Annotated in this window: 20 protein-coding genes; 5 read left to right on the forward strand and 15 right to left on the reverse strand. The window is 46.5% G+C overall.

Going from position 1 to position 21,887, the window contains the following annotated elements; translation table 11 throughout:
* Window positions 1-56: 56 nt before the first annotated feature.
* On the reverse strand, window positions 57-530 hold the full coding sequence (locus AC6R00_RS06685) for a PaaI family thioesterase (RefSeq protein ID WP_500639771.1): 474 nt from the start codon (window positions 528-530) through the stop codon (window positions 57-59).
* 273 nt (window positions 531-803) lie between these two features.
* Here AC6R00_RS06685 and AC6R00_RS06690 point away from each other — a divergent pair, with 273 nt between their 5' ends.
* On the forward strand, window positions 804-1,142 hold the full coding sequence (locus tag AC6R00_RS06690) for a thiamine-phosphate diphosphorylase (RefSeq protein ID WP_367940015.1): 339 nt from the start codon (window positions 804-806) through the stop codon (window positions 1,140-1,142).
* 39 nt (window positions 1,143-1,181) lie between these two features.
* Here the strand turns inward: AC6R00_RS06690 and AC6R00_RS06695 are convergent, their stop codons facing one another.
* Window positions 1,182-2,438, reverse strand: coding sequence for an MFS transporter (locus AC6R00_RS06695; protein ID WP_500639772.1), 1,257 nt, complete (start codon window positions 2,436-2,438; stop codon window positions 1,182-1,184).
* Window positions 2,439-2,561: 123 nt separating this feature from the next.
* Here AC6R00_RS06695 and AC6R00_RS06700 point away from each other — a divergent pair, with 123 nt between their 5' ends.
* Window positions 2,562-3,332 carry a helix-turn-helix domain-containing protein gene (locus tag AC6R00_RS06700; RefSeq protein ID WP_500639773.1) on the forward strand — a complete coding sequence of 257 codons (771 nt, stop codon included), beginning with the start codon at window positions 2,562-2,564 and terminating at the stop codon, window positions 3,330-3,332.
* A gap of 61 nt (window positions 3,333-3,393) precedes the next feature.
* On the opposite strand, the gene ulaA is transcribed toward AC6R00_RS06700, so the two are convergent.
* From ulaA to AC6R00_RS06715, 3 genes are read right to left on the reverse strand one after another with little or no spacing between them, the layout of a single operon-like run.
* On the reverse strand, window positions 3,394-4,650 hold the full coding sequence (ulaA, locus tag AC6R00_RS06705; RefSeq protein ID WP_004744109.1) for a PTS ascorbate transporter subunit IIC: 1,257 nt from the start codon (window positions 4,648-4,650) through the stop codon (window positions 3,394-3,396).
* Between the two features lie 9 nt (window positions 4,651-4,659).
* Window positions 4,660-4,947 carry a PTS sugar transporter subunit IIB gene (locus tag AC6R00_RS06710; RefSeq protein ID WP_004744110.1) on the reverse strand — a complete coding sequence of 96 codons (288 nt, stop codon included), beginning with the start codon at window positions 4,945-4,947 and terminating at the stop codon, window positions 4,660-4,662.
* A 56-nt stretch (window positions 4,948-5,003) separates the two neighbouring features.
* Window positions 5,004-5,447: a PTS sugar transporter subunit IIA gene (locus AC6R00_RS06715; RefSeq protein ID WP_004744111.1), complete on the reverse strand. Its 444-nt coding sequence runs from the start codon at window positions 5,445-5,447 to the stop codon at window positions 5,004-5,006.
* A gap of 250 nt (window positions 5,448-5,697) precedes the next feature.
* On the opposite strand from AC6R00_RS06715, the gene AC6R00_RS06720 reads away from it, so the two are divergent.
* A complete protein-coding gene (locus tag AC6R00_RS06720; RefSeq protein WP_004744112.1) occupies window positions 5,698-6,726 on the forward strand; it encodes a LacI family DNA-binding transcriptional regulator in 1,029 nt (342 codons plus the stop codon).
* A 48-nt stretch (window positions 6,727-6,774) separates the two neighbouring features.
* On the opposite strand, the gene AC6R00_RS06725 is transcribed toward AC6R00_RS06720, so the two are convergent.
* Entirely contained in the window at window positions 6,775-7,635 is an 861-nt protein-coding gene (locus tag AC6R00_RS06725; RefSeq protein ID WP_500639774.1) for a LysR family transcriptional regulator, read from the reverse strand.
* 101 nt (window positions 7,636-7,736) lie between these two features.
* Between AC6R00_RS06725 and AC6R00_RS06730 the strand changes: the two genes are divergently transcribed.
* A complete protein-coding gene (locus tag AC6R00_RS06730; RefSeq protein WP_500639775.1) occupies window positions 7,737-8,348 on the forward strand; it encodes a LysE family translocator in 612 nt (203 codons plus the stop codon).
* 46 nt (window positions 8,349-8,394) lie between these two features.
* Here the strand turns inward: AC6R00_RS06730 and AC6R00_RS06735 are convergent, their stop codons facing one another.
* From AC6R00_RS06735 to AC6R00_RS06760, 6 genes are all read right to left on the reverse strand, one after another.
* Entirely contained in the window at window positions 8,395-9,126 is a 732-nt protein-coding gene (locus AC6R00_RS06735; protein WP_500639776.1) for a DUF3726 domain-containing protein, read from the reverse strand.
* The gene (locus AC6R00_RS06740; RefSeq protein ID WP_500639777.1) at window positions 9,123-10,859 is read right to left on the reverse strand and encodes a hypothetical protein; all 1,737 of its coding nucleotides are present in this window, start codon (window positions 10,857-10,859) and stop codon (window positions 9,123-9,125) included. The genes AC6R00_RS06735 and AC6R00_RS06740 overlap by 4 nt, the downstream gene beginning before the upstream one ends.
* Window positions 10,860-10,954: 95 nt before the next feature.
* The gene (locus tag AC6R00_RS06745) at window positions 10,955-12,559 is read right to left on the reverse strand and encodes a BCCT family transporter (RefSeq protein ID WP_239823981.1); all 1,605 of its coding nucleotides are present in this window, start codon (window positions 12,557-12,559) and stop codon (window positions 10,955-10,957) included.
* 103 nt (window positions 12,560-12,662) lie between these two features.
* Window positions 12,663-13,658, reverse strand: a complete 996-nt coding sequence (locus tag AC6R00_RS06750) for a membrane dipeptidase (protein ID WP_500639778.1) — start codon at window positions 13,656-13,658, stop codon at window positions 12,663-12,665.
* A 70-nt stretch (window positions 13,659-13,728) separates the two neighbouring features.
* The gene (locus AC6R00_RS06755; RefSeq protein WP_500639779.1) at window positions 13,729-15,189 is read right to left on the reverse strand and encodes an aldehyde dehydrogenase family protein; all 1,461 of its coding nucleotides are present in this window, start codon (window positions 15,187-15,189) and stop codon (window positions 13,729-13,731) included.
* Window positions 15,190-15,247: 58 nt separating this feature from the next.
* Window positions 15,248-15,646: a RidA family protein gene (locus AC6R00_RS06760; RefSeq protein ID WP_500639780.1), complete on the reverse strand. Its 399-nt coding sequence runs from the start codon at window positions 15,644-15,646 to the stop codon at window positions 15,248-15,250.
* Between the two features lie 155 nt (window positions 15,647-15,801).
* Here AC6R00_RS06760 and AC6R00_RS06765 point away from each other — a divergent pair, with 155 nt between their 5' ends.
* Window positions 15,802-16,692, forward strand: a complete 891-nt coding sequence (locus AC6R00_RS06765) for a LysR family transcriptional regulator (RefSeq protein WP_500639781.1) — start codon at window positions 15,802-15,804, stop codon at window positions 16,690-16,692.
* A 19-nt stretch (window positions 16,693-16,711) separates the two neighbouring features.
* Here the strand turns inward: AC6R00_RS06765 and AC6R00_RS06770 are convergent, their stop codons facing one another.
* From AC6R00_RS06770 to AC6R00_RS06780, 3 genes are read right to left on the reverse strand one after another with little or no spacing between them, the layout of a single operon-like run.
* On the reverse strand, window positions 16,712-18,004 hold the full coding sequence (locus tag AC6R00_RS06770; protein WP_500639782.1) for a sensor histidine kinase: 1,293 nt from the start codon (window positions 18,002-18,004) through the stop codon (window positions 16,712-16,714).
* Window positions 18,004-18,684 (reverse strand): response regulator transcription factor, encoded by a 681-nt coding sequence (locus AC6R00_RS06775; protein WP_500639783.1) that lies wholly within the window; start codon window positions 18,682-18,684, stop codon window positions 18,004-18,006. Before AC6R00_RS06775 ends, AC6R00_RS06770 begins: the two co-directional genes overlap by 1 nt.
* A gap of 40 nt (window positions 18,685-18,724) precedes the next feature.
* The gene (locus AC6R00_RS06780; protein ID WP_500639784.1) at window positions 18,725-21,886 is read right to left on the reverse strand and encodes an efflux RND transporter permease subunit; all 3,162 of its coding nucleotides are present in this window, start codon (window positions 21,884-21,886) and stop codon (window positions 18,725-18,727) included.
* Window position 21,887 lies beyond the last annotated feature (1 nt).

The raw sequence follows: 21,887 nt of genomic DNA on the forward strand, positions 1-21,887 counted from the left end.
GGGCCACCGATTTCAAAGTATATCGGTGGCAACACACCCTATTTATTTTAACTTTCTCAACCAGAAAACCACTCATTCGGCACCTTGACCGCAATCACCTCTGCTCGGCAACAAACGCTACCTTGAGAGAGAAGTTCGCATTCAAGCACTATCTTCTTTTCGAATGCTTCAACAATTTTCGCTTTCAAAGTCACCATAGAATCCATTACGACAGGTTTAAGGAACGAGATGTTTAAGTTGCCCGTGGCAAACCAAACAGGCTCCCCTTGCCCGACTTCCTGTCCATTGAGTTGATACCCCTTAGCGATAGCCATACAGACGCAATGACAATCAATGATGGTTGAAATAATGCCGCCATTGAGAAAATGAGTTGGTCCGGCGCAATGGTGCTTTTGAGGAACAAAGTCGCATCTTGCCTCGCTATCTGATTGCCAGTAACTCTTGATCTGTAAACCCAGCGGGTTCTCTGACCCGCATCCATAACAGTGGTTATTTGGGATCTGATCTTGTATCGCAACGGTTTGTGGCATGTCTCGCTCCTATTCAGAGTTCGCTTTCAGTGAATAAGTTAATAGTTATCTTATAGTTATAGTCGACTTTGCTCGCGAAATAATGGAAAGCAGGATTCTATCTCTCAATCCGCAAAAATTTTTGTCGTCTAGATAAAATCACTCGTTTGATATCAATTTCGCTCCTACCTACTATGCCCGCATCCGCAGATAACAGCTGCCCAACACAATTTACTGCATAACCTTTTTGGAGAAGTTATCGTGGAACGACTAAAAACTATAGACCCTGCGAAGATGGGGAAAGAGCGTCACAAACGTGAATATGATCTACGAGTTTTGAACTGCGTGAGTGAAGATGAATATCAGTCACGAATGGCGATTTGGAACAACCTAATCACACCTACGGCACCGATAGAAGAAGCAAAGAAGTTTGTCGATGCAGCTTTTAGCAAACTAGAGCAAGACCTCAAGGCATCAAGCAGTGAGTTAGTCATCAACTACAACGAGTTTGTCACTCTAGCCAACGAAGAGATTAACTACATCAGAGTTCATGTTGCAGACAATCGCTCGCAATATTTTTGGTACGCGACAATCGCGTTAACTATCTGTTTAACGGCTTCGCTGTACTTCTAATCAATCTCGGTGTTAAGCCTTCCTCATGAAGGCTTAACACTAAACTAGTGAATGGCTCCGCTTTGCCTTCTCCACCGGGATCAAAGCAAACAGCATAGATGAAGCCATCAATAGTATCGCTGCGATACTCCAGCTTACCCCTATTCCAAAATGATCGGCTAAGTAGCCGAAACCTAACGATGCCCCCATCCCACCGACCGTCACCATTAGCGAACTTATCGACAACATAGTCGAACGCATATGACTCGGCGTGTTGTCTTGCAGCAAAACGCTTTGCGAGTTCTCACCAAGGGTAAACAAAAAGAAAAATAACAGATAGACGATGGCAAAGCTCTCTAGCTCAGTGGTCAACGCTAGACCAAACAGCGCCCCTCCAGAAGCTACCCGACTTACCAAAAGCAACATTCTGTGTGACCCGGAAAACCAACTCAGCACTTTGACAGAAAGCCAAGAAGAGAGAGCAGCCATGAGGAAGTAAAGTGCTGAGATAAGGCCAAATACCTGAGTTCCAGTGTCTCGCTCACTCAACAGCTCTGAAAGGTAAGGCTGCCACAAATTCTCCACACAGCTTAATACCATGCCTAACACGAGTGTTGTTTGCATCACGGGTTTTAGAACACTGTGATGCCAAGATAATCTCAATGCTTGACGCCCTTTGGTTAACAGATTACTTGGCCTAGGTTCAGGCTTGCTTTCTACCTTAGACAGTTCAATAGGTACTAACCAATGAGTCACAATGAGTAAGGTGATACTTGCGATGATGATCACCAGTAAGTTGATATCATAGATAGATTGCATCCAAGAAAAATGTGCTAGGCCAGAGTCAGGTAACCAGCCTCCAATCAGAGAGCCAAGTGCTAAGCCAAAAGTAACCATAATGTTGACCTTAGCAAGTGCTGAGTGATAGCTAGCCTCTCCTTCAATTGACTGAAATTGGTCATAAAACCAAGCGTCTAACGTACCCGAATAGATGGCACGAGCTGCGCCAAGTAATACAGCACTGACCATAACAAGAATCAAGTTCGACGCCTGCAACATTAGTGCTGCACCTAATATGGTCATTAACAGAGACAATCGGTAAGTTCTCACTCGACCAAACTGATCAGCAAAGCTACCTAGTGGTACCTCAAGCAGTGCAGTAGTGCCAATCCACAGCGCCATCACGATACCAATTTCGGTGAGATTTAAGCCGCGGGTTTGGAAAAGCAGAATCAGAACCGGAACGATCAATCCCGTAATCGACCAATGCAAAGCTTGCTGAGTTGCAAATCGATATATGAGGGCTGATTGGGTCATTGTGTCTCTCACTCACTAATTAGAATGAGAGAAGAATCCCATAGTGATTCTAAAATACAAACATATCTATTTTAGGTCATTAATATGATACTCAATGTATCGTCACATGCGTTCGGAAATAGAATGGATCAAAATCTGGCAATAGAAATCTGCCGACTAATTAAACGAGAATTAAAGAAGCTGGGGGTTTCTTATCAAGATCTTGCCGAGCAACTCGATCTCTCAATCGTGAGCGTTAAACGATTACTTAATAATGCTCAACCCATGTCGATGCAACGACTGATTCATATTAGTCAAATTATCGAACTTCCATTGTCTCAGCTGCTCAAATTAGCCGAGCAAAACCTTAATACGCTTCCTCTATTCACCACAGAGCAAGACACGGCTTTTTACCAATGCCCTCCCCTGTTTACTTTTTGGAGCGAACTTGCCGAACACAAAACCGTAGACGACATTGCGCGGAGGTATCAATTGGATCAAGCATCCGTGCATTTGTATCTACGCATGCTCGAAAAGGCGGAACTAATCTCTCTGGGTATCAATAACCAATGTAAGCTCTTGGTTCCCGGTCATACCGCATTTGAACAAGGCGCCAGATACCCTGAATTTTTCACCACCAGAGTTTTAAGTGGCTTGCAAAAGCGAGTCATCAATATTCCCGTAGAAGATGATCAGGCTTTTCTGGTTAGCCTGAAAGCAGAGCTGACTCACCAAGAATTTTTGGAGATAAACCATAAGCTCGAAGACTGGATGTTCACTCTGCTCAGAGAAAGCCAAGATATCGCGGCAAGAGATGGACTCAAGGTGACCCCCTATACCTTTGGTTTTATGGGAGCACAGGGCGCATTTCATGACACATTGCCGACAATTGTGCGACTGACTGAGAAACAATAATCCATCACCAATAACAAAAAAAGCCTCCAGTTGGAGGCTTTTACGTATCTAGTGATTGATATTAGCGAACAATCAAACCAAGTAGGATACCGACGGCACCGAAGTCTGCGTCACTGAATGTTGTGTTAGCAAAACCTAGGTCGCCCAACACTGGCATTAGGAATACTGGTAGGAAGGTAATCAGTAGACCTTGAGCAAAAGCACCTAAGATTGCACCACGACGGCCACCTGTTGCGTTACCAAATACACCCGCTGCAGCACCAACGAAGAAGTGCGGTACCACACCTGGGATAATCACAGTTAAGCCCATCACGTAAAGTAGGAACATACCTAGCAAACCCGCAGCAAAACTGGATAAGAAACCAACTAGTACTGCATTTGGCGCGTATGGGAATACCACAGGACAATCTAGAGCCGGTTTAGCGTTTGGCACAAGCTTGTCTGAAATACCCTTAAATGCAGGAACGATTTCAGCGATAACCATACGAACACCTTGCAGGATAACGTAAACACCACCAGCAAAGGTAATCGACTGCATCAGGGCAAACATAAACCAGTGCTTGCCACCACTTACTTCGCGAACAAAGTCACCGCCAGCGAAGATACAGGTCACCATAAAGATAATGCCCATAGTGAAAGAGATAGCGACTGGCGTATCACGTAAGAACAACAAGCTCTTTGGTACGTTCATCTCTTCTGTGGAGTGCTCTTTATTACCAAACTTGCTGCCAATGAAGCCCGCTAGCACGTAGGAGAGTGTCGAGAAGTGACCAATAGCCACATCATCAGAACCTGTCACTTGCTTCATGTAACGGTGCGCGATGGCTGGGAAAAACACCATCACTGAGCCAACAACCAAAGAACCTAGTGCAATAAGAGGTACACCACTCATTCCGCTTGAAGAGAGGATCGCCGCCACCATCATCGACATAAATAACGTGTGATGACCTGTCAGGAAGATAAATTTCCATGGTGTTAGACGAGCGATCAAAATGTTCACCAGCATCGCAAAGAACATGATCATCGCCATCTCTTTACCAAATGCTTCTTGAGCAATTGACACAATCGCTTCGTTGTTTGGTACCACACCCGTAATGCCAAACGCTTGTTGGAAGATAGTCGCAAAGTCACCTAGAGAGGTAACAACTAAGCCAGCACCGGCGCCCAAGATGATAAAACCGAGAATGGTTTTTACTGTGCCTTTAATGCATTCAGTCACCGGCTTTTTCTGAGCAATTAGGCCGATAAGAGCGATAAGACCGACCAGAACAGCAGGTTCTGATAGGACATCGTTCATTAAGAAACTAAAGAATTCCATAATGGCCCCCTATAGTGCGCCAAGTTCTTGTAAAGCCGCAGATAAACGCTCTTTCATTGCTACTTTATCAACCATGTTATCTAGGCTGACGATCTTCGGTTCAACATCGAGTGCTTTCAGTTGGTCAGTAATGTCGTTCGTACCAATAAAGATGTCACAATCTGTGCCTTTTGCACTGCCTAAATCAATGTGATCAACCGCTGCATTAATCTCAAGCTCTTTGACAATTCCCTTGATGCTCATTTCCATCATTAGGCTCGTGCCAAGACCGTGTCCACAAACAACCATAATTTTCATAATTCAGTACCTTTTTATTCTTGATATCTATAGGGGTGATAGTCAGGAGTTATGTTTTAGTAATTCTTGATGACGGCTAAAACGTCATCGACAGATTGAGCGTTGCAGATTTGCTCTACATGCTCTTCATTCATAAACAGCTCAGCCAGTTTTGAAATGGCACCGACATGGCTATCGCTATCCGTTGCCGCTAGCGTCACCAACATCTTCACAGGGTCATTACCTTCAGAGTCAAAGTTAACGCCGTTTTGAATCACAGTGATCGCAAGTGATAAACGATTAACGCCATCTTCTGGTCTTGCATGCGGCATCGCCATACCAGGGCCAACGACATAGTAAGGACCTAGCTCTTGATGCGAGCGGAAAATCGCCTCTACGTAGCTTGGCTCAACAGCGCCATTATCAAGCAATGCCTGACACGATTTTTGAACAGCGTCTTTCCAGTCACTGGCTTCAGCATGGACTCGAATCACATCAGAGGTAATCAGTTCACTTAGCATTGGATCTTTCCGATTTGTTGTTTTGATGGCGCTACTCTAACGATGATCCTTTTGGAAAAACCGGATGATGATCACAAATGATAGCGCTATCTGGTAGCGCTATCATAAATTGTGATAGCGCTACCATTTATTAATCTTAATGCGGTTTCATATGCTTGTGATCACCATCTAATGCGCTAATATCATTTCAACCCAAGGGCTGTGATAAGATGTCGCGGCGAATTAATAGATAAAAAAACGAAAATAACAAATGAGCGAACCGCGAAAACGCAGAAGCACTGGAAAAGTCACACTTGCCGATGTAGCCAAAAAGGCCGGTGTGGGTTCAATGACCGTTTCGCGAGCATTAAGAACGCCAGACTTGGTGTCTGACAAATTGCGAGAAAAGATTCAACAAGTCGTTGATGAGCTAGGTTATATTCCCAATAAAGCGGCGGGCGCATTGGCCTCAGCTGAAAGTTATTCCATTGCTTTGATCCTGCCCTCATTGATCGATAAATCTTGTGCCTTGTTTCTACCTAGCTTCCAGCAAACCCTAAACAAAGCGGGTTACCAACTGATTCTCGGCTACAGCGACTACTCGGTAGATCAAGAAGAAAAACTGCTTTCAACCTTTCTCGAAAGTCGCCCTGCCGGGGTCGTACTGTTTGGTGGCGAACACAGCAAACGCACCCACCAATTGTTGGAGGCAGCAAATACGCCGGTACTTGAGATAGCCGAGCTTACATCTACCGCTCAATACTTGAATATTGGTGTCGATCATTTCGACATCGGGAAGTCCTGTACCAAGCATATTATCGAACAAGGCTTTAATAATGTTGGCTTTATTGGTGCACGTGGTGAGCATTCAACCCTCCAGCGCAAACTCCATGGCTGGCAAAGCGCGATGATAGAAAACTATCTAACACCGGATCACTTTCTAACCACGCACGAAGCCCCTTCTTCACAACTCGGAGCTGAAGGTTTGGCTAAGCTATTGCTGCGCGATTCCACTCTCAATGCGTTGGTATGTAGTCATGAAGAGATTGCCATCGGCGCTTTATTCGAATGTCACCGTAGAGTGCTCAAGGTTCCAACCGATATTGCGATCATCTGTTTAGAGGGATCGTCAATGGCAGAGCATGCCTACCCGAGCCTAACTTGTGCTGAAGTCGACTACGAGCGAATGGGAACCAAAGCCGCAGAAAAACTGCTCCACCAGATCAAAGGCGACCGAGTAGAAGCCGTAACAGATATCGGCTTTAAGCTGACGCGCAGGGCTAGTACTGCGATCAACTAATTAGGTAGTTTTTCAGTCAATATCGGACTTTATAAGCGGTTCAACGACCTAAGGTTTACATTGTTTAAAGGATTCCAGTAGCCATAGTCGAAACTGCTCTTCCAATTTTGTGGCTGGCTGATTTTTGCTGAGTAAGATATAGCTATGCCCCGACGGGATAAAACCAAACGGGGCGATGAGATTACCACGTTGCAGGTCATCAACAACCAAGGGGTAAGAGCCTATCGTTGCCCCTAGCCCATCAACACTGGCTTGAAGTGAGAAGTAAAAATGAGCAAAAGTCTGTTGCTCATTGGCTAGCAGTTTCGGTTTGTTGAGCTCCTTGCACCAATTTTCCCAAGCCAATGGACGTGTCTGACTGTGCAGCAGTTTCATGGCACTCAAATCCCGTTCTACTTGTTGCCAGTACTCAGGTGACATCACAGGTCCAACCCACTCTTCAATTAAAGGAGTTTGCTGATAGTCATGGGGAATAGCAAAGTCATCTCGTCGTATCGCCATGGATAATCCAGATCGCTCCAGATTGATTGCTCCACCTGCGGTTGATAAGCGCACATCCGTAGCGAAGTCGTCGTTAAACGTAGACAACCTAGGCATTAACCAACGCATGGTTAGTGTCGGCTCACAAGAGACTTCTAGTACGTTTTGATTGTGTGTTTCTAACTTAGCTACACCCGTTTCAAGCGCTTGAAAAGCCTGCTCTGTGTAGGTTTTCAGCAGCTCACCTTGCTGACTCAAACGGACATTTCTTCCTTGCTTCACAAACAAGGTCTGGTCGAGATAGTTTTCCAGCACTTTAATCTGCTTGCTGACTGCACCGTGCGTAATGTTGAGTTGCTCTGCAGCCTCGCTGTAATTTGAGCACTGCGCTGCAACATGAAAAACATGAAAGGATTTGAGATGCCTCATCAGTGAACTTTTCTCACATAAAACTAGAATTCATTTCGATTATAGGCACAACCAGATTTACCTACAATGCCAGCCACAATCCAATCAAACTGGGAATAAATATGGAGTTAGTAAGTTTAGCGCTATTGGGCATCTTAATCGTGATTAGCCCTGGAGCTGATTTTGTTCTGGTACTTAGAAACAGCCTTAATCATGGCCGTAAAGCGGGTGTGATGAGTGCACTGGGAATCAGTCTTGCCATCGGTGTTCATATTGCTTACTCGATGCTCGGCATTAGTTACCTAATGTCACAAAATGAATGGTTATTTAATCTGGTGCGATACCTAGGTGCAGGATACTTAATTTACTTAGGATTAAGGGGCCTTTGGGCACGCTCCTCAGCGCCGTCTAATGCAATCGAGCCGAGCGCAGCCAAATCCGCTTGGCGCTATTTAGGTGAAGGCTTTCTTTGTAATGTGCTTAATCCTAAAACCATGCTGTTTTTCTTGAGTATTTTCAGTCAGGTAATGACCAACGACGCATCAAGTAACAACAACGCACTGATCTATGGTGGCTATATGATGCTTCTACATGGCCTGTGGTTTGTACTAGTCGCACTACTCTTCTCCTCTAATAAGCTGCAAACCTTACTGAGTAAAGCAAAGCATCGACTTAATCAATTATGTGGCGCAGGGCTATTACTATTCGGACTAGCACTAGGATTTAATGATTAACCGTAAGGGCTGGCGATGACAGCCCTTTGTCTATTTCGATCTGACGCTAGGCTAACTCGCCTGCTCCTTGAATTGAACGGGCACTGTTTTCAACCAAGAACACCGTGGCCGCTTGTTTTAATGTCTCCCACTCAGCATCTTCAACGAAGATACCTTCTTGCCATGATGCTTGCTGAGCGCGGCTTAACTCTGCACTATCAACATGGATAGAGTAACCTTTCGCACTTTGGTTAACATCAAAGTCGCTAACCGATAGCTCAATCAGCATTGAATGTACGTCATCGTCACCATTTACAAGGCTTTCGGAAAAATACACCTCCGGTGCGATGCAACCACGGTTCAGTACATACAAGGCACGTTGAGGGCTGCTACCATTGACCCATTGCGCACGACAGGCGATGCCTTTTGCGGCCAAGCGAACCAGCTCACTGTAGGCTAACCAGCGATTATGGCACTGCTTTAGCGTGATTGAGATGGTTTTGTTATCCACCATTTTCTCTAAGGCAAAATCGAGTACCGCAGGCAACTGACACGCGATACTGCTGTTATGAAAATCAACCTCGAAACTCGATTCGCTTTGATTGGAGATCGATACGGCGCAGTCTGAGTCTAAGCTGAGAAACTGACTGGCATTATTAAAATGCCTCACGCCACTAAGCCCCACCATTTGCAGATCCGCCACCATATTGGCGATGACATCCGCTTCACCACAATGACGGCGCATACCTAAAAATGCCTTGTTCACAGCGGCAACTAATTCATTGTGTGAAACGATCATGATGCCAATCCTCCATTGATCTTTTGTGGCTCTGAACAGGTAATCTCGTGGCTACTTGGCATGGTCGGAAAAATCCATGTGTCACTATATTCTGGGTCACGGATTTCAGCTAACAATGGCGCTCCTTGGAAGAAAGTCACTCGAACCCAACGATCAGAGCGCGGGTCAAATTTGGTTGCGCCGAATATTGCCAACTTGCAGCGTAGTAGGTGCATTGGTAGCGCATCTTGACGTAATACGTTCATCTGGATGTCTCCCATAGCGCGATTACCTAAAGTCCAGACCCTTCGAGTGATAGCGCGATACTGAGGGCAATGAAGCAGAAACTCCGCCACGCTCGTCTCAGCAGAGTAGTCATCAAGCGCATGGAACAACTGATTGGCCTGACGACCAATATCGAGTGGCAATTCACGCTCTTCACCCACTTCTTCACCGCGGACGCCGAGTCTTGGTTCTTCTTTGTCTTGAGAGCGATACCAGAACCAGTATTTGTTTTCTGCCAGCGAGTAATCTGCTTCGACAGCCCACTGGTATTTGTCGCTGAGTAACTGACGCAGCTGTTGGACGGTTTTACCACTTGGAATCGATAGTGCTTCGCTGGTGTTCATTTGGTTTTCAAACTGATCAACCACACTCGGATAGAGCTCAAGCAGGCAAGAAGTAAGGATTTCTTGGGCTTCCAAACTCATGCTTTCAGCCTGCTTAACAACATCACCCCAGTACGAATGTGCCGCAATAACTTGCGGCAGGTGCTCTATAAGCTGGGCAATATCGGTGATCGCCAATTGATTTAAGCTGTCTTGCTGTTCGTTAATGGTGATGACTTGTTCTAAATGGCACTTGGCCTTAACCAATAAATCTCGCAATTGATCATGCATCTGGCTGTCACACGGCAACGCCAATACTTGCCCAATCGCGCGCTCTCTTGACGTCATCCACTGATCAACGATACACGGATGATTGATTAGATAAGGCGCCATGCCTAATCCCGTCGCATTACCTACTCCTAAATAGCGCTGTAAGCCTTTGTGTAGCAAGATAGCCTTGTCGCCACCTTTCTGCTCTGCAAGATAATGCACCCAATCTAGGCTAAACTCGCGCAGCATGTACACGGCACACATTTGCGCGCTAAAAGACTGATTAAAATCAGCATTCGTTTCAAGCAGCTTAAAATCGGCAATGCCAAATTTACCATTGCCATACACCGCCGTAGTACGCAGTATGTAGCCAACCTCTGCCAACTCATCAGGCTGTGGCTGCTGACCTTTAGCTAAAGCGCCGACAATATGCTCAAATACTCGCACGCTCTTGTTTGCACGCGCCAACACAAGCACCTTGTTAGGGTTTCGTCCTGCTTCTTGCAGGGGTACATTAGCGCGCAACTGCTCTAACAGTTCAACATCAACATCGCCATGAACCAAAGCGAATGTGACATCCCACTTTTCCGCAATGACGCGATCATTACGTTCTTCGTCAGCAATCTCATCGCAAAAGACGACCAAGTGATAAGTTTGTGTCGGAGTCGCCAATTTGTAAATAACATGACCATAGCCCTGCGGGCATAACTGCCACTCATGCTTGGTTACGCGCCAGTTTTGTGTCGCCATTTTACGAATCAAACTTCGCACAAAGCTGATTCGATTTTGGTGCATAGCGCCTAGCCTTTCCGGAGCCATGACGAGGGCTGCATTGCGCAGCTGGGTTTCAGTGTAATTAGAACGATGTGCATCCATTTTGCTCACCACCTATTTTTTATTGTAAGAATAATAGGAGTTTGCGCGGGCGTAGGGTACAGCCTACGCAAACTCATCGGTATTGGATTAATAAATTAAAGCCCTTGTTCCTTAGCCATCTTCATTGCGATCTGAGGTGCATTCCATAGCGAAGGCAGCAGTATCAGAGAAACAGGCACGGCCGTGATAACAATGAAAGATTGCAGTGCTGAAATACCTCCGGAGCCCAGTGAGATGAGTATCAGCGCAGTGACCCCCATCGCAACGCCCCAGAAGGTACGAACGATAGCGTTAGGCTCCGTTTCACCACTGATCACGACACTGATGGTGTAAGTCATCGAGTCACCTGTCGTAACAATGAAAATCGTGGTCAAGATTAGGAACAGAATCGAGACAAGCATAGGTAGCGGTAGCTGTTGTGTAACCGCCAGTAGTGCACCCGGTAAGTTGAAGCCTTCAAACGCTTTACTCACACTGCCCGGTTCTGCAATTTCAAACGCCAGACCTGAACCACCGACAATGGTGAACCAGAAACAGGTTGTGAGTGGCGCAATGATGCTAATTGTCGAAATGATCTGACGAATGCTGCGTCCACGTGAGATTCGAGCAATGAAGATCGCCATCATTGGACCATAACCTAGGAACCAGCCCCAGAAGAACACCGTCCACCAACTCAACCAACCTTCATCTCCGCGGTAGGTCGCCATTGGGATGAAGTTATCCAGCATGCTACCGACACCTTGAATGTAACCATTGAAGATAAAGTCTGTTGGCCCAAACAGTAGGATGTAGATCATTAAGGCAATCGCCAGAATCACGTTGTAGCGGCTGAGCATTTGCATGCCTCGATTAAGACCACTCAACGCAGATAGGGTATACAGAGCAATCGCAAACAGAATGATAATAAGTTGCGTGGTAAAGCCATCAGGAATATCAAATAGCGCATTTAACGCGTAGCTAACCTGTAGACCGAGGAAACCAATTGGCCCAATGGTGCCGGCCGCCACAGCGATAATACAACACGCATCAATCAGTGCACCGGTATGGCCTTTAAGGGCACGCTCACCAATCACAGGGTAAAGCAAAATGCGAGGCTTTAGAGGTAGGCCTTTGTCGTAATGCAGGTGCATGACAACGATTGACGTTAAGCTGCCAACAATTGCCCACGCAAGGAAACCCCAATGCATGAAGGATTGCGATAGTGCATTGACCGCGCCTTGCTGTGGATTTTCCTGCGCGCCATATAATGGTGGTGGGCTCACGTAATGAGCGATAGGCTCTGCCGCTGCCCAGAATACGCCACCACCAGCAAGCAGAGTACAGAAGATGATCGCCATCCAGCGAAAACCATCCATCTCCGGTTTGGCCGAACCACCAAGAATCACCTTGCCTGTTCGCCCTGCAGCGAGACCAAGACCAATAAGAAAGGTGAGAAGAAGCAGTATTTGCCAGTAAGGTCCAAAGACCTGCACTGACCATGCAAAGCCAGCATTGACTAGGCTTGATAGCAGCTCACCATCATAGAGCGCGAGTGCAACGAAAAGTGCGATAAAACCGCCACTGTACCAAAAGGCTGGATTACTCAAACCCAGCTTATCTGGAGAGTTTTCGGTGGCAGGCGTAGTGTTGTGTTTTGCTTGTGGCTTACCCGATGACACGTTCATAGGGTTCGCTTTCATGCTATTGGTTAAATCAGACATACTCTGACTCCAGACTGTTTTGCGGCAGCCGACGACTGGCAGCAAAAGTTAAATTAACACCTGCCTTATTATTGTTGTGTTGGCAGGCTGTTCCTTGTTTGGGTTACTGCTCTGAAATAGGCTCGAGTCCTTGTTTGAGGAAATTAAACCAGTTATCACCCAGTATTTGTCCCGCCTCAGATTCACTGAATCCATGGCGCATTAATCCGTTGTAGATGTTCTCCATCCCCTTACTGCCACTAAACCACGGCAGCGCATCTGGCCAACCCGAGTTACTGGCCGAGCCTTCGCCATAATCCATCGCTTTCGACCAGCGGCCATTGCGCATCCACTCCAGAACTTGCTGTGGTTGGTTAAGACACAAATCACTGCCAATGCCCAAGTGGTCGACGCCAAATAGGTCAGCTGTTTTCGCCACCATTTGGCAAAAATCATCCAACGTGCACTGGCTGCCATTTGGCAAATGGAAGGGGTACAAACTAAAACCAAGTAAGCCGCCACGTTGTGTTAGTGCTTTGAGCACGGTGTTGGATTTGTTTCGCAGAGCATCATGAGCGAACGTCGGGTTAGCGTGGCTAATGCAAATTGGTCTTGAAGAGAGGTCGATGGCTTCTAGCGTTGAGCGCTCTGCACTGTGAGACATGTCGATGATCATGCCAACGTGATTCATCTCTTCGATCGCTTGTTTGCCAAAGCGAGTAACACCTGAGTCATTCTGCTCATAGCAACCTGTCGCCAATAAGCTCTGGTTGTTGTAAGTCAATTGCATGATTAACAAACCTTGGCGACGCATCACTTCAATCAGACCAATTTCGTCATCAATAGGCGAACAATTCTGAGCACCGAAGAAGACGCCGACTTTGCCCTGCTGTTTCGCCTTTGCCACATCTGCCATGGAATAAATTGGCATGATGAGGTCTGCGTTTTGCTCGAAGCGAAGGTTCCATTCGGCAAAGCGAGTTAGGGTCTCACGTGCATTTTCGTGATAGACGATAGTGGCATGAACAGCAGTGATGCCACTCGCCTTAAGGGTTTGGAAATACTCACGATCCCAATTGCAGTATTGCAATCCATCTATCACAATCCGTTGTTGGTACATAACCACTCCTTAAACGTTGAATCGCCTTTAATTGGGAAGCAGATAATGTTCTGCCTCCCACGGTCAGAGCCTAATAAGGGCGCTGGTAAGCGGTTTTCACCACGGTGTAGAATTCTTTCGCATATTGACCTTGTTCACGCGGGCCAAAGCTAGACTCTTTGCGGCCACCAAACGGTACGTGGTAGTCGGTGCCTGCAGTCGGTAGGTTCACCATTACACAACCGGTCTGCGCTTGCTGCTTGAAGATGGCGCTAGTACGCAGGCTTTGCGTTATAATGCCGCCCGTCAAACCAAAACGGGTATCGTTGGTAACGGCGATGGCTTCATCAAGATCTCCCACTCGAATCACACTCGCCATCGGCGCAAACACTTCCTCTTGGTTCACTTCCCAACTGTTTTGGGTGTCGAGGAATAAGGTTGGCGACATGTAGTAACCGTCGTGCGCTAAGTTAAGGCGCTCGCCACCAAAGGCCAGCTCAGCACCACTTTGACGCGCCTTTTCAATCCACTCGAAGTTTGCTTCAAGCTGATTACCGTCTACAACTGGCCCCATGAAGATACCTTCATCCAGTGCATGACCCACTTTCAGCTCACTCATACGTTTGATCAGCGCTTCAACGTAGGCATCATGAATCCCATCCATAACCACTAGACGAGATGACGCGGTACATTTCTGACCTGCGCCGGAGAAAGAGCCGGCGATGGTCGCTTCTACTGCGATTTGAATGTCTGCATCATCGGCAACCACCAAGGCATTTTTACTGCCCATTTCAAGCTGGCAGCGTACAAAGTTTGGTGCCGTTGCGGCCGCAACCTTACGTCCCGTATCGACAGAGCCGGTAAAGCTCACCCCATTGACCTCTTTCGAGTTGATCAAGGTATTGCCCACCTGCGAGCCACTGCCGAGTACTAGGTTGAACGTGCCCGCTGGCAGCCCTTGACGGTGAATGATTTCCGTCAGCGCCACGGCACTTGCTGGAGTTAGATTGGCAGGTTTCCAAACCACGCTGTTACCAAACGCGAGTGCCGGAGCAATCTTCCACGCCGCTGTTGCCGTCGGGAAGTTCCACGGAGAGATAATGGCGATAACGCCAACCGCTTCGCGAGTGACTTCAACGGAGACGCCTGGACGGACGGAGGCAGCGTTATCACCAATTTGGCGCAGCACTTCCGCCGCAAAATATTGAAAGAACTGACCTGCTCGGTAGATTTCTCCGCGTCCTTCAGCAAAGGGTTTACCCTCTTCACGTGAAAGCAGTCTGCCTAGCTCATCGCAGCGCTCAATCAGCTCATCACCAATCGCTTGAAGCACTGCTTGCTTGCGCTCCATTGGCGTCTTTTCCCACTCTGGTTGCGCTTGCTTAGCGACTTGAATCGCTTGCTCTACCTGAGCCTGACTCGCTTGAGCAAAATTGCCCAGATTTTCATTGATGTCTGATGGGTTAATGTTTGCTATGGTATCGACGCCTGCTTGCCATTCGCCGCCAATATAAAGGGCCTTTTCTGCTTGAACATTGTTAATAAAAGTCATTGCTCTTTCCTTGTTCTTGTTTGACTGACGAGATCAATCAGTTTCAATTATTGGAGGATTACTCTGGCTGACTTGCCGACGCGTAAACCACAAACTCGACCAGCATTTCTTCGCGAGCTAAGCCTGCAACCACCATGGCTGCACGATTTGGATAAGGCGCTTCAAAATACTCTGCGTAAATTTGATTAACAGTTTTTAGGTATTCGCGATCGGTCACGTAAATAAGTACCTGCAGCACCGAGTCAAGCGACTCACCTGCACACTCTAGGGTATGAACGAGATTGTTAAATGTCTGTCGAGTTTGTGCCTCAATGCCGCCCTCGACCACCGCACCAGTGTCATCGATTGGGATCTGTGCCGTGTATAAAGTTCCGTTGTTAACAATCGCCCATTCAAGGGGAGCCTTAGAGGCAAACAGAGCGGTTTTTACTGGATGTTTTTTCGTTTGAGTATTCACGTGCCTTTCAACCTATGTAACAACTTTGTTTCAAGATGGTTAAATCATGCACATTGACACCTGATAAATCTAACGGTAAATTTTTTACATTTGATAAGTTTTATTTATCACTTTTGACAACATCAGAGAATTAAAGGGATTTAAAAGGTGGTCAGATGAGTATCAAGCTTCAACAATTAATGCATTTTGTGATGGTGGTAGAAGAAGGTGGTTTCCGAGCCGCATCACACCGCGCTAATCGCTCTCAGGCAGCATTATCTACATCAATAAAAGAGCTAGAAAAGATACTCGGACAAAATCTTTTTGAAACGGGAAACAAAGCCAAATTAACGCCATTTGGTGAAATATGTCTGCCTAAGATTATTCAGTTTCTCAATATATACACCGCGCTCGACAATGACTTACGCGCGGCAGCAGCGGGTCAGCAAGGAAGAGTAAGGATAGCCAGTGTCCCCTCTGTGGCGGCAAAACTGATTCCAAGTGTACTGGGTGCGTTTTGCGAGCAGTACCCGAATGTGGAAGTGAGCCTAATTGACGACAACGCGGCTGGCGTAGAAGAACGCCTGTTATCTGGTGAAGTAGATCTGGCGCTAGGTAATCCTTCCCACCTTGATGAAGGCGGGATTAACTTTACCCCACTACTGTCTGACCCAATTGGTGTGGTCTGTTTACACGACAACCCTATCGCCAAGCAGCCAGAAGGCATCGCATGGCAAACCCTACTGGAGCAGCCTTTCATTCGCAACGGAACCTGTACCCTACTTGATCCAACCCCAGCGCGAGCTTTGAGCCAACAAGCACTCTATTCGGTAGAAAACATCACCTCACTATTTTCTGTGTTGGAACTTGGGATAGGTGTCACGACTCTGCCTAAGCTCGCTTTTCCGACCAATGAAACCCGCTTGGTGTGGATTCCGTTAATCGACCCACCACTGGAAAGACAAATCGGTATCTTTACCCTCAGCGACCGAACCATTTCTCCACAAGCCAAAGCCTTTCATGATTTGTGCATTGAATACCTTAACTATAATGAACAACCTACATAGCCTGATACGAGCTAGAGTATTACGCTTCACAATCCGGCTCGAACTGCTTTATTGAAGGCATGTGGACTTGATCGAAACAAAGTACAACACAACGCCCAGATTTAACCGTCTTATTCTCGTAATGCCAACCATACTTGTGGATCAATCTTTCGGTTAACTCTAGCCCTAACCCGAAGCCTAACTCCTCTTCTCTGTCACCACCGGAAAGATTGCGATTAGTGATAACTAACCTGCCACCGGATTGTTCAATAAACACTTCACCTTGATAGGTGTGCTGAAACGCATTGCGAACAAGGTTAGTGATGACGATTCTACATAATCCTTGTGGCAACGAATGCTTCGTCTCATCCACATTAAGGTCTACTTTGACCTCTTTTCCCTGAAGCAAATACCGGAGCTCACTGCCAATTTGAGTAACAAGCTCGCCAATAGACAAGTCGCTGAATGGCAGCGTCTTGTCTTCCTGACGGTTTAGCCAAAGGAGAGTTTCTGTCAAATCTGTCATCGTGTACCCTGCACGCTCAATTCTCTCCAAGACCTCGAGTTGCTTGTCCTGCGCCAATTGCTTGGTGATCATCTTCTTCAACAACTCGGTATTGGTACGGGTGACTGCAATGGGCGTCCTCAATTCATGGCTAGCATAGCCCAAAAATTGCTGTTCACGCTCCAAACTTTCCTGCACGCAACTAAGGCTGGATCTTATGATTTCAGCCAGTGTATTGAGTTCATTGTAATCGAACCCCGGAATAGGCTGGCTAAGCTTTTCTTTATCCAGAGATTTCGCCCAGTCTTTTAGTTGCTCAACGGGAGTCGAGACACTGCGAATAAAAGCAATCAGTATTAAAGAAAACGCAAAGATTGCACCGATCGCTACAAAAACAATGTAGATAAACTGGGGCAGTTCACCTGGAGTATATTCATTGTCAAGGAACAGTACAGAGGCGTATCGGACGTCACCTTTGTACTCCATTTTCATCGCAAAATAGCCGGCTTTAGGCGGGTCAATCAGAGGGATTCCAACAACTTTCTTAAGAACTTCATTCAGTACCAACTCATTCGGGTCCAGGTTGTCTTGAATTGGCTGTGGTAGGTCTTGCCATCGTCTCGCCACTGTAAGGTCATTGATTTTGACAGGCGTGTTATCCGTCAATTGTACTTGATAAGCTTGTGTTCGCATGAACCCTGTCATCGCCAGATCCAAGCCGGAAAAGAAGTAACTTACCGCGACACCAGACATCGCTATAATCGTCAACGATCCTGTCAGTAACATGGCGAATAAAAAATAAAGCCTCAGACTACGTCTTATCTTCATCAGGTAGCCTCTCGTTTCAACGCAAAGCCACGTCCGGTGATCGTATGGATCAACTTAGTTTCAAAGCTGTTATCCACGACTTTACGCAGATTAAACATATGAACCTTTAGACTGTTGCTGTCTGGCTGTTCATCCCCCCAAACACTTTGCATCAATTTTTCTCGAGAAACTGTATTGGGGCTCGCTCTAACTAAAGTTTCAAGTAACTTGAACCCGATTGGAGAAAGTTTTAACGGTGTATTCGCTCGAGTCGCAGTTTGAGTTTGTATATCGACTTCAAGATCGCAAACAGAGAACTTAGTGACCTGTCCACTGCGCCGACGGGACAAAACCTGCGCACGAATAATTAACTCCTCCATCGCAAAAGGTTTCACCAAGTAGTCATCCGCTCCTTTCGAAAAGCCGGTTAGCTTGTCATCAAGGGTATCCTTAGCCGTCAACATCAGAACAGGTACATCAATCCCTTGCCCTCTAAGCTTTGCACACACTTCGAGACCGTTCATTTTGGGCAAGTTCAAGTCTAAAATTACCGTGTCGTAATGTCCGTGTTGAATCAAGTTTAGTCCAGACAATCCATTTGCAGCGTGGTCACACTGAATGTCTTCCAAAGCAAGGTAGTCAACAATCGCCTTAGCTAAATCCAAATCATCTTCAACCAGTAACAACTGCAAGTTTTCCATGACTACCTCTTACTCTATGAAACCACTATTAATCTAGACGTTAAACACTCTGTGCGAGCTTTTTCTCACCCATCACCGCTGTCTTCAATTTATCAAAACCATTGTGAATATCGCATTGGATCAGTAGCAGTGATGGGGTTAGCACCAATGTAATCACCGTCGCGAATAAAATACCGTAACCTAATGCAGCGGCGGCTGGAATTAGGAACTGCGCTTGCATCGAGGTTTCACTCAACAACGGAGCCAAGCCAGCAAAGGTGGTGACAGAGGTTAGCAATACCGCTCTAAGTCGGCTGCTGCACGACTCTACAATGGCTTCACCCACGGGGACGTTATGATTTCTCGTCAACTCATTAAACCTAGATACCAACAGCAGGCTATCATTTACCACAACACCACTCAGAGCAAGAATCCCATTTAAAGACAGGATACTTATCGTCAGGTCATTGAGCCAGTGGCCCAAGATCGCACCTACAATACCAAACGGAATCGCCACCATAATAATAAGTGGTTGAACGTAAGATTTTAACGGTATCGCCAGCAGAGCAAAAATCACCACCAGTGCCATAACAAAAGTCGATTGCATTGAGTCTGTCGACTCTTTCTGCTGTTCCGCTTCCCCAGTAAAGTCTATCTTTAGCGTCGGATAATCCGATTTAAGCTGAGGCACCAGCGTTTTCTCCAAATGAGCCACCAGTTCATTAGACGACACCACATCTTTATCCACCACAGCAGTCAGATAAACTGCGCGCAAATTATCAATACGAGTGATTTCCGCTTGTTGGTAGTCAGAGTAGACATTCGCGACTGATAGCATAGGAACCACCTTGCCATCAGGAGTACGAACACTCGATTTCTGAATATCAGCCAACGTTTGACGGTCACTTTCTGGGTAACGCACTCGGACTTTGACTTCATCTTTGCCTCGCTGAAAGCGCTGAACAATATCACCACCGAACGCCTGTAATACCTGCTTAGCCAAAGTCGAAGTATCCATACCTAAAGCACGCCCTTGTTCGGTCAATTCGAAGCGGTATTGCGGCTCCCCGAGATCTAGATTGTCATCAATGCCACTTACTCCTGGTGTTTGTTCCAGAAACTGCTTAAACGCCTTCCCTGCATGAGTGAGAACCGTTTCGTCGCTGGCTTTCAACTCTACTTTAAAGTTATCAACCATTTCCATCGAAGAGAGGACTTTAAGCTTCTTCACCCCTTCCATCTGTCCAGACATTTGCAGCCACAAATCCGCAAACTCACTAGAGCTGTAGTTCGCGTCAGGCGACAGCTCTACCTGTACCGTGCCATTTCGGTCTTCATCAGCAATGACTTGAAGGCTTGTAATGTAGGACACCTCCTCATCATGGTTTTTTACATCCGATCTCAATTGCTGATCGGCCTTAAGTGCATTGGCTTCAAGCTTTAAGAGGTTAGTCTGCGTCTGCCCAAAGCTAGAATCGTTATACATACTGATTTCAGCACTGACTGTATCGCCTGCAATATCAGGAAAGAAAGCGATTCTCACGGCTCCTGTAAGTGGCATACCAATAACAAGAATAAACAGCGCGATAAAGGCCATGACGACAGCATAACGGAACTTTAACGCCTGCTTAATCACCTGTTTGTACACTCTTTGATTGAACCACTCCAGTCCATTGTCTGCACCTTGCTGGATACGGTTCCAGATGCCTTTTTTCTCACTTCGATGCGTATTAATATGAGCAAGGTGTGCCGGAAGAATAAACTTCGACTCTACGAGCGATAACAGCAAACAAATAGTTACTACAGTCGCAAACTGCGCATAAATCTGGCCCATTTTTCCATCAACAGCTGCAATCGAAAGAAAAGCAACGACCGTTGTCAGCACACCAAAAACAGTCGGTGCCGCCACCTTCAATGTGCCAAGTATCGTATTATTTAGCGTATCCCCCTGTGCACGCCGAGTCGAATAGATGCTCTCACCTACTACAACTGCGTCATCCACCACGATCCCCAGAGCCATGATAAATCCAAAAGTCGTCATCTCATTAATGGTTAAACCCACGAAGGAATCGGTCATAAAGAACAGTGTGCCGAAGAAAACAAACGGTAAGCTGGCTGCAACCCAAAACGCGACGCGAATGTTGAGAAACAGCGCCAATACGATAAAGACTAAAGCGATACCCGTCAGTGCATTTTTAGCCAGCAAAGATAGTCGATCTTTGATCAAGGTACTTTTGTCATACCAAGTTTCGATACTGACGTTTTCCGGCAGCAGGTTGCTGTTACGCCATTGCTCGACTACCTGTTTAGCTTGCTCAACGATTTGCACAACATCACTATACTCATCCATGACAATTTGAATGCCCATCGCATTACTTTGGTTGTATCGTGACAAGCTAAACGTATCTTCCTCAAAGGCATCCGTGACACGAGCAATATCACCTAACGTAACTTGGCTACCGTCAGGGGTCGATATAACGGGAATCGCTTTGAAATCCTCGACCTCGTAGGCTTGTTCAGACACCTTTAGGCGCACCGTTTTCTCATCATTGCGCAGGCTGGTTGAAATGCTAGTGGAAGATTCCGCATTGATCGCTTCAGATACATCGGTAAGCGTTAAGCCATAAGCTTGCAATCGACTCTCATTAACCTCGACCGAAATCATAGGATCAATTTCTGCTTTAACTTCCAGATCACGAATGGCACTTTCTGCCAACAGATCGGCCTTGAGTTGCTCTGCTAAATCCTGCAACGTAGCGCGATCAGTATCGCCATAAAGTTGAACCCACAAAGCGTGATCTTGCATTCGAGCCTTATCAATCACCGGGTTATCAGCTTCTGTCGGCAGATTGTTAATGGCGTCCACTTTCGTTTTCACGTCAGTCAGCAGAGTATCAAGACTATAGTTGGTCTCTTTTTCTATGGAAACATGGCTACCGGATGCGCTAGAAGTCGACGTAATGCGCTTTATACCCGCGACAGTTTCTAAAGCCTCTTCAATCTTTATCGAAATCCCCTCTTCAGCTTGAATAGGATCGCCGCTGTTATAGTTAACGGACACAGTTACGATGTCCGGCTCCATGCTTGGGAAGGCTTCCTTGCGTAATGAGTTCACCGAGAGCAGACCGACGATTATAACTCCTAGCATAAGTAGGTTAGCGGCAACCGGGTTTTGAGCAAACCAAGCGATCATGCCTTTAGGCGTTTGGGAAGGTTGTTCCATT

The sequence above is a fragment of the Vibrio sp. R10-SF1-ISO8 genome (assembly GCF_059833805.1).

Coding starts and splice junctions, on each gene's coding strand:
- AC6R00_RS06685 (WP_500639771.1), bottom strand. CDS start 530: ATGCCACAAACCGTTGCGATACAAGATCAGATCCCAAATAACCACTGT.
- AC6R00_RS06690 (WP_367940015.1), top strand. CDS start 804: ATGGGGAAAGAGCGTCACAAACGTGAATATGATCTACGAGTTTTGAAC.
- AC6R00_RS06695 (WP_500639772.1), bottom strand. CDS start 2,438: ATGACCCAATCAGCCCTCATATATCGATTTGCAACTCAGCAAGCTTTG.
- AC6R00_RS06700 (WP_500639773.1), top strand. CDS start 2,562: ATGGATCAAAATCTGGCAATAGAAATCTGCCGACTAATTAAACGAGAA.
- ulaA (WP_004744109.1), bottom strand. CDS start 4,650: ATGGAATTCTTTAGTTTCTTAATGAACGATGTCCTATCAGAACCTGCT.
- AC6R00_RS06710 (WP_004744110.1), bottom strand. CDS start 4,947: ATGAAAATTATGGTTGTTTGTGGACACGGTCTTGGCACGAGCCTAATG.
- AC6R00_RS06715 (WP_004744111.1), bottom strand. CDS start 5,447: ATGCTAAGTGAACTGATTACCTCTGATGTGATTCGAGTCCATGCTGAA.
- AC6R00_RS06720 (WP_004744112.1), top strand. CDS start 5,698: ATGAGCGAACCGCGAAAACGCAGAAGCACTGGAAAAGTCACACTTGCC.
- AC6R00_RS06725 (WP_500639774.1), bottom strand. CDS start 7,635: ATGAGGCATCTCAAATCCTTTCATGTTTTTCATGTTGCAGCGCAGTGC.
- AC6R00_RS06730 (WP_500639775.1), top strand. CDS start 7,737: ATGGAGTTAGTAAGTTTAGCGCTATTGGGCATCTTAATCGTGATTAGC.
- AC6R00_RS06735 (WP_500639776.1), bottom strand. CDS start 9,126: ATGATCGTTTCACACAATGAATTAGTTGCCGCTGTGAACAAGGCATTT.
- AC6R00_RS06740 (WP_500639777.1), bottom strand. CDS start 10,859: ATGGATGCACATCGTTCTAATTACACTGAAACCCAGCTGCGCAATGCA.
- AC6R00_RS06745 (WP_239823981.1), bottom strand. CDS start 12,559: ATGTCTGATTTAACCAATAGCATGAAAGCGAACCCTATGAACGTGTCA.
- AC6R00_RS06750 (WP_500639778.1), bottom strand. CDS start 13,658: ATGTACCAACAACGGATTGTGATAGATGGATTGCAATACTGCAATTGG.
- AC6R00_RS06755 (WP_500639779.1), bottom strand. CDS start 15,189: ATGACTTTTATTAACAATGTTCAAGCAGAAAAGGCCCTTTATATTGGC.
- AC6R00_RS06765 (WP_500639781.1), top strand. CDS start 15,802: ATGAGTATCAAGCTTCAACAATTAATGCATTTTGTGATGGTGGTAGAA.
- AC6R00_RS06770 (WP_500639782.1), bottom strand. CDS start 18,004: ATGAAGATAAGACGTAGTCTGAGGCTTTATTTTTTATTCGCCATGTTA.
- AC6R00_RS06775 (WP_500639783.1), bottom strand. CDS start 18,684: ATGGAAAACTTGCAGTTGTTACTGGTTGAAGATGATTTGGATTTAGCT.
- AC6R00_RS06780 (WP_500639784.1), bottom strand. CDS start 21,886: ATGGAACAACCTTCCCAAACGCCTAAAGGCATGATCGCTTGGTTTGCT.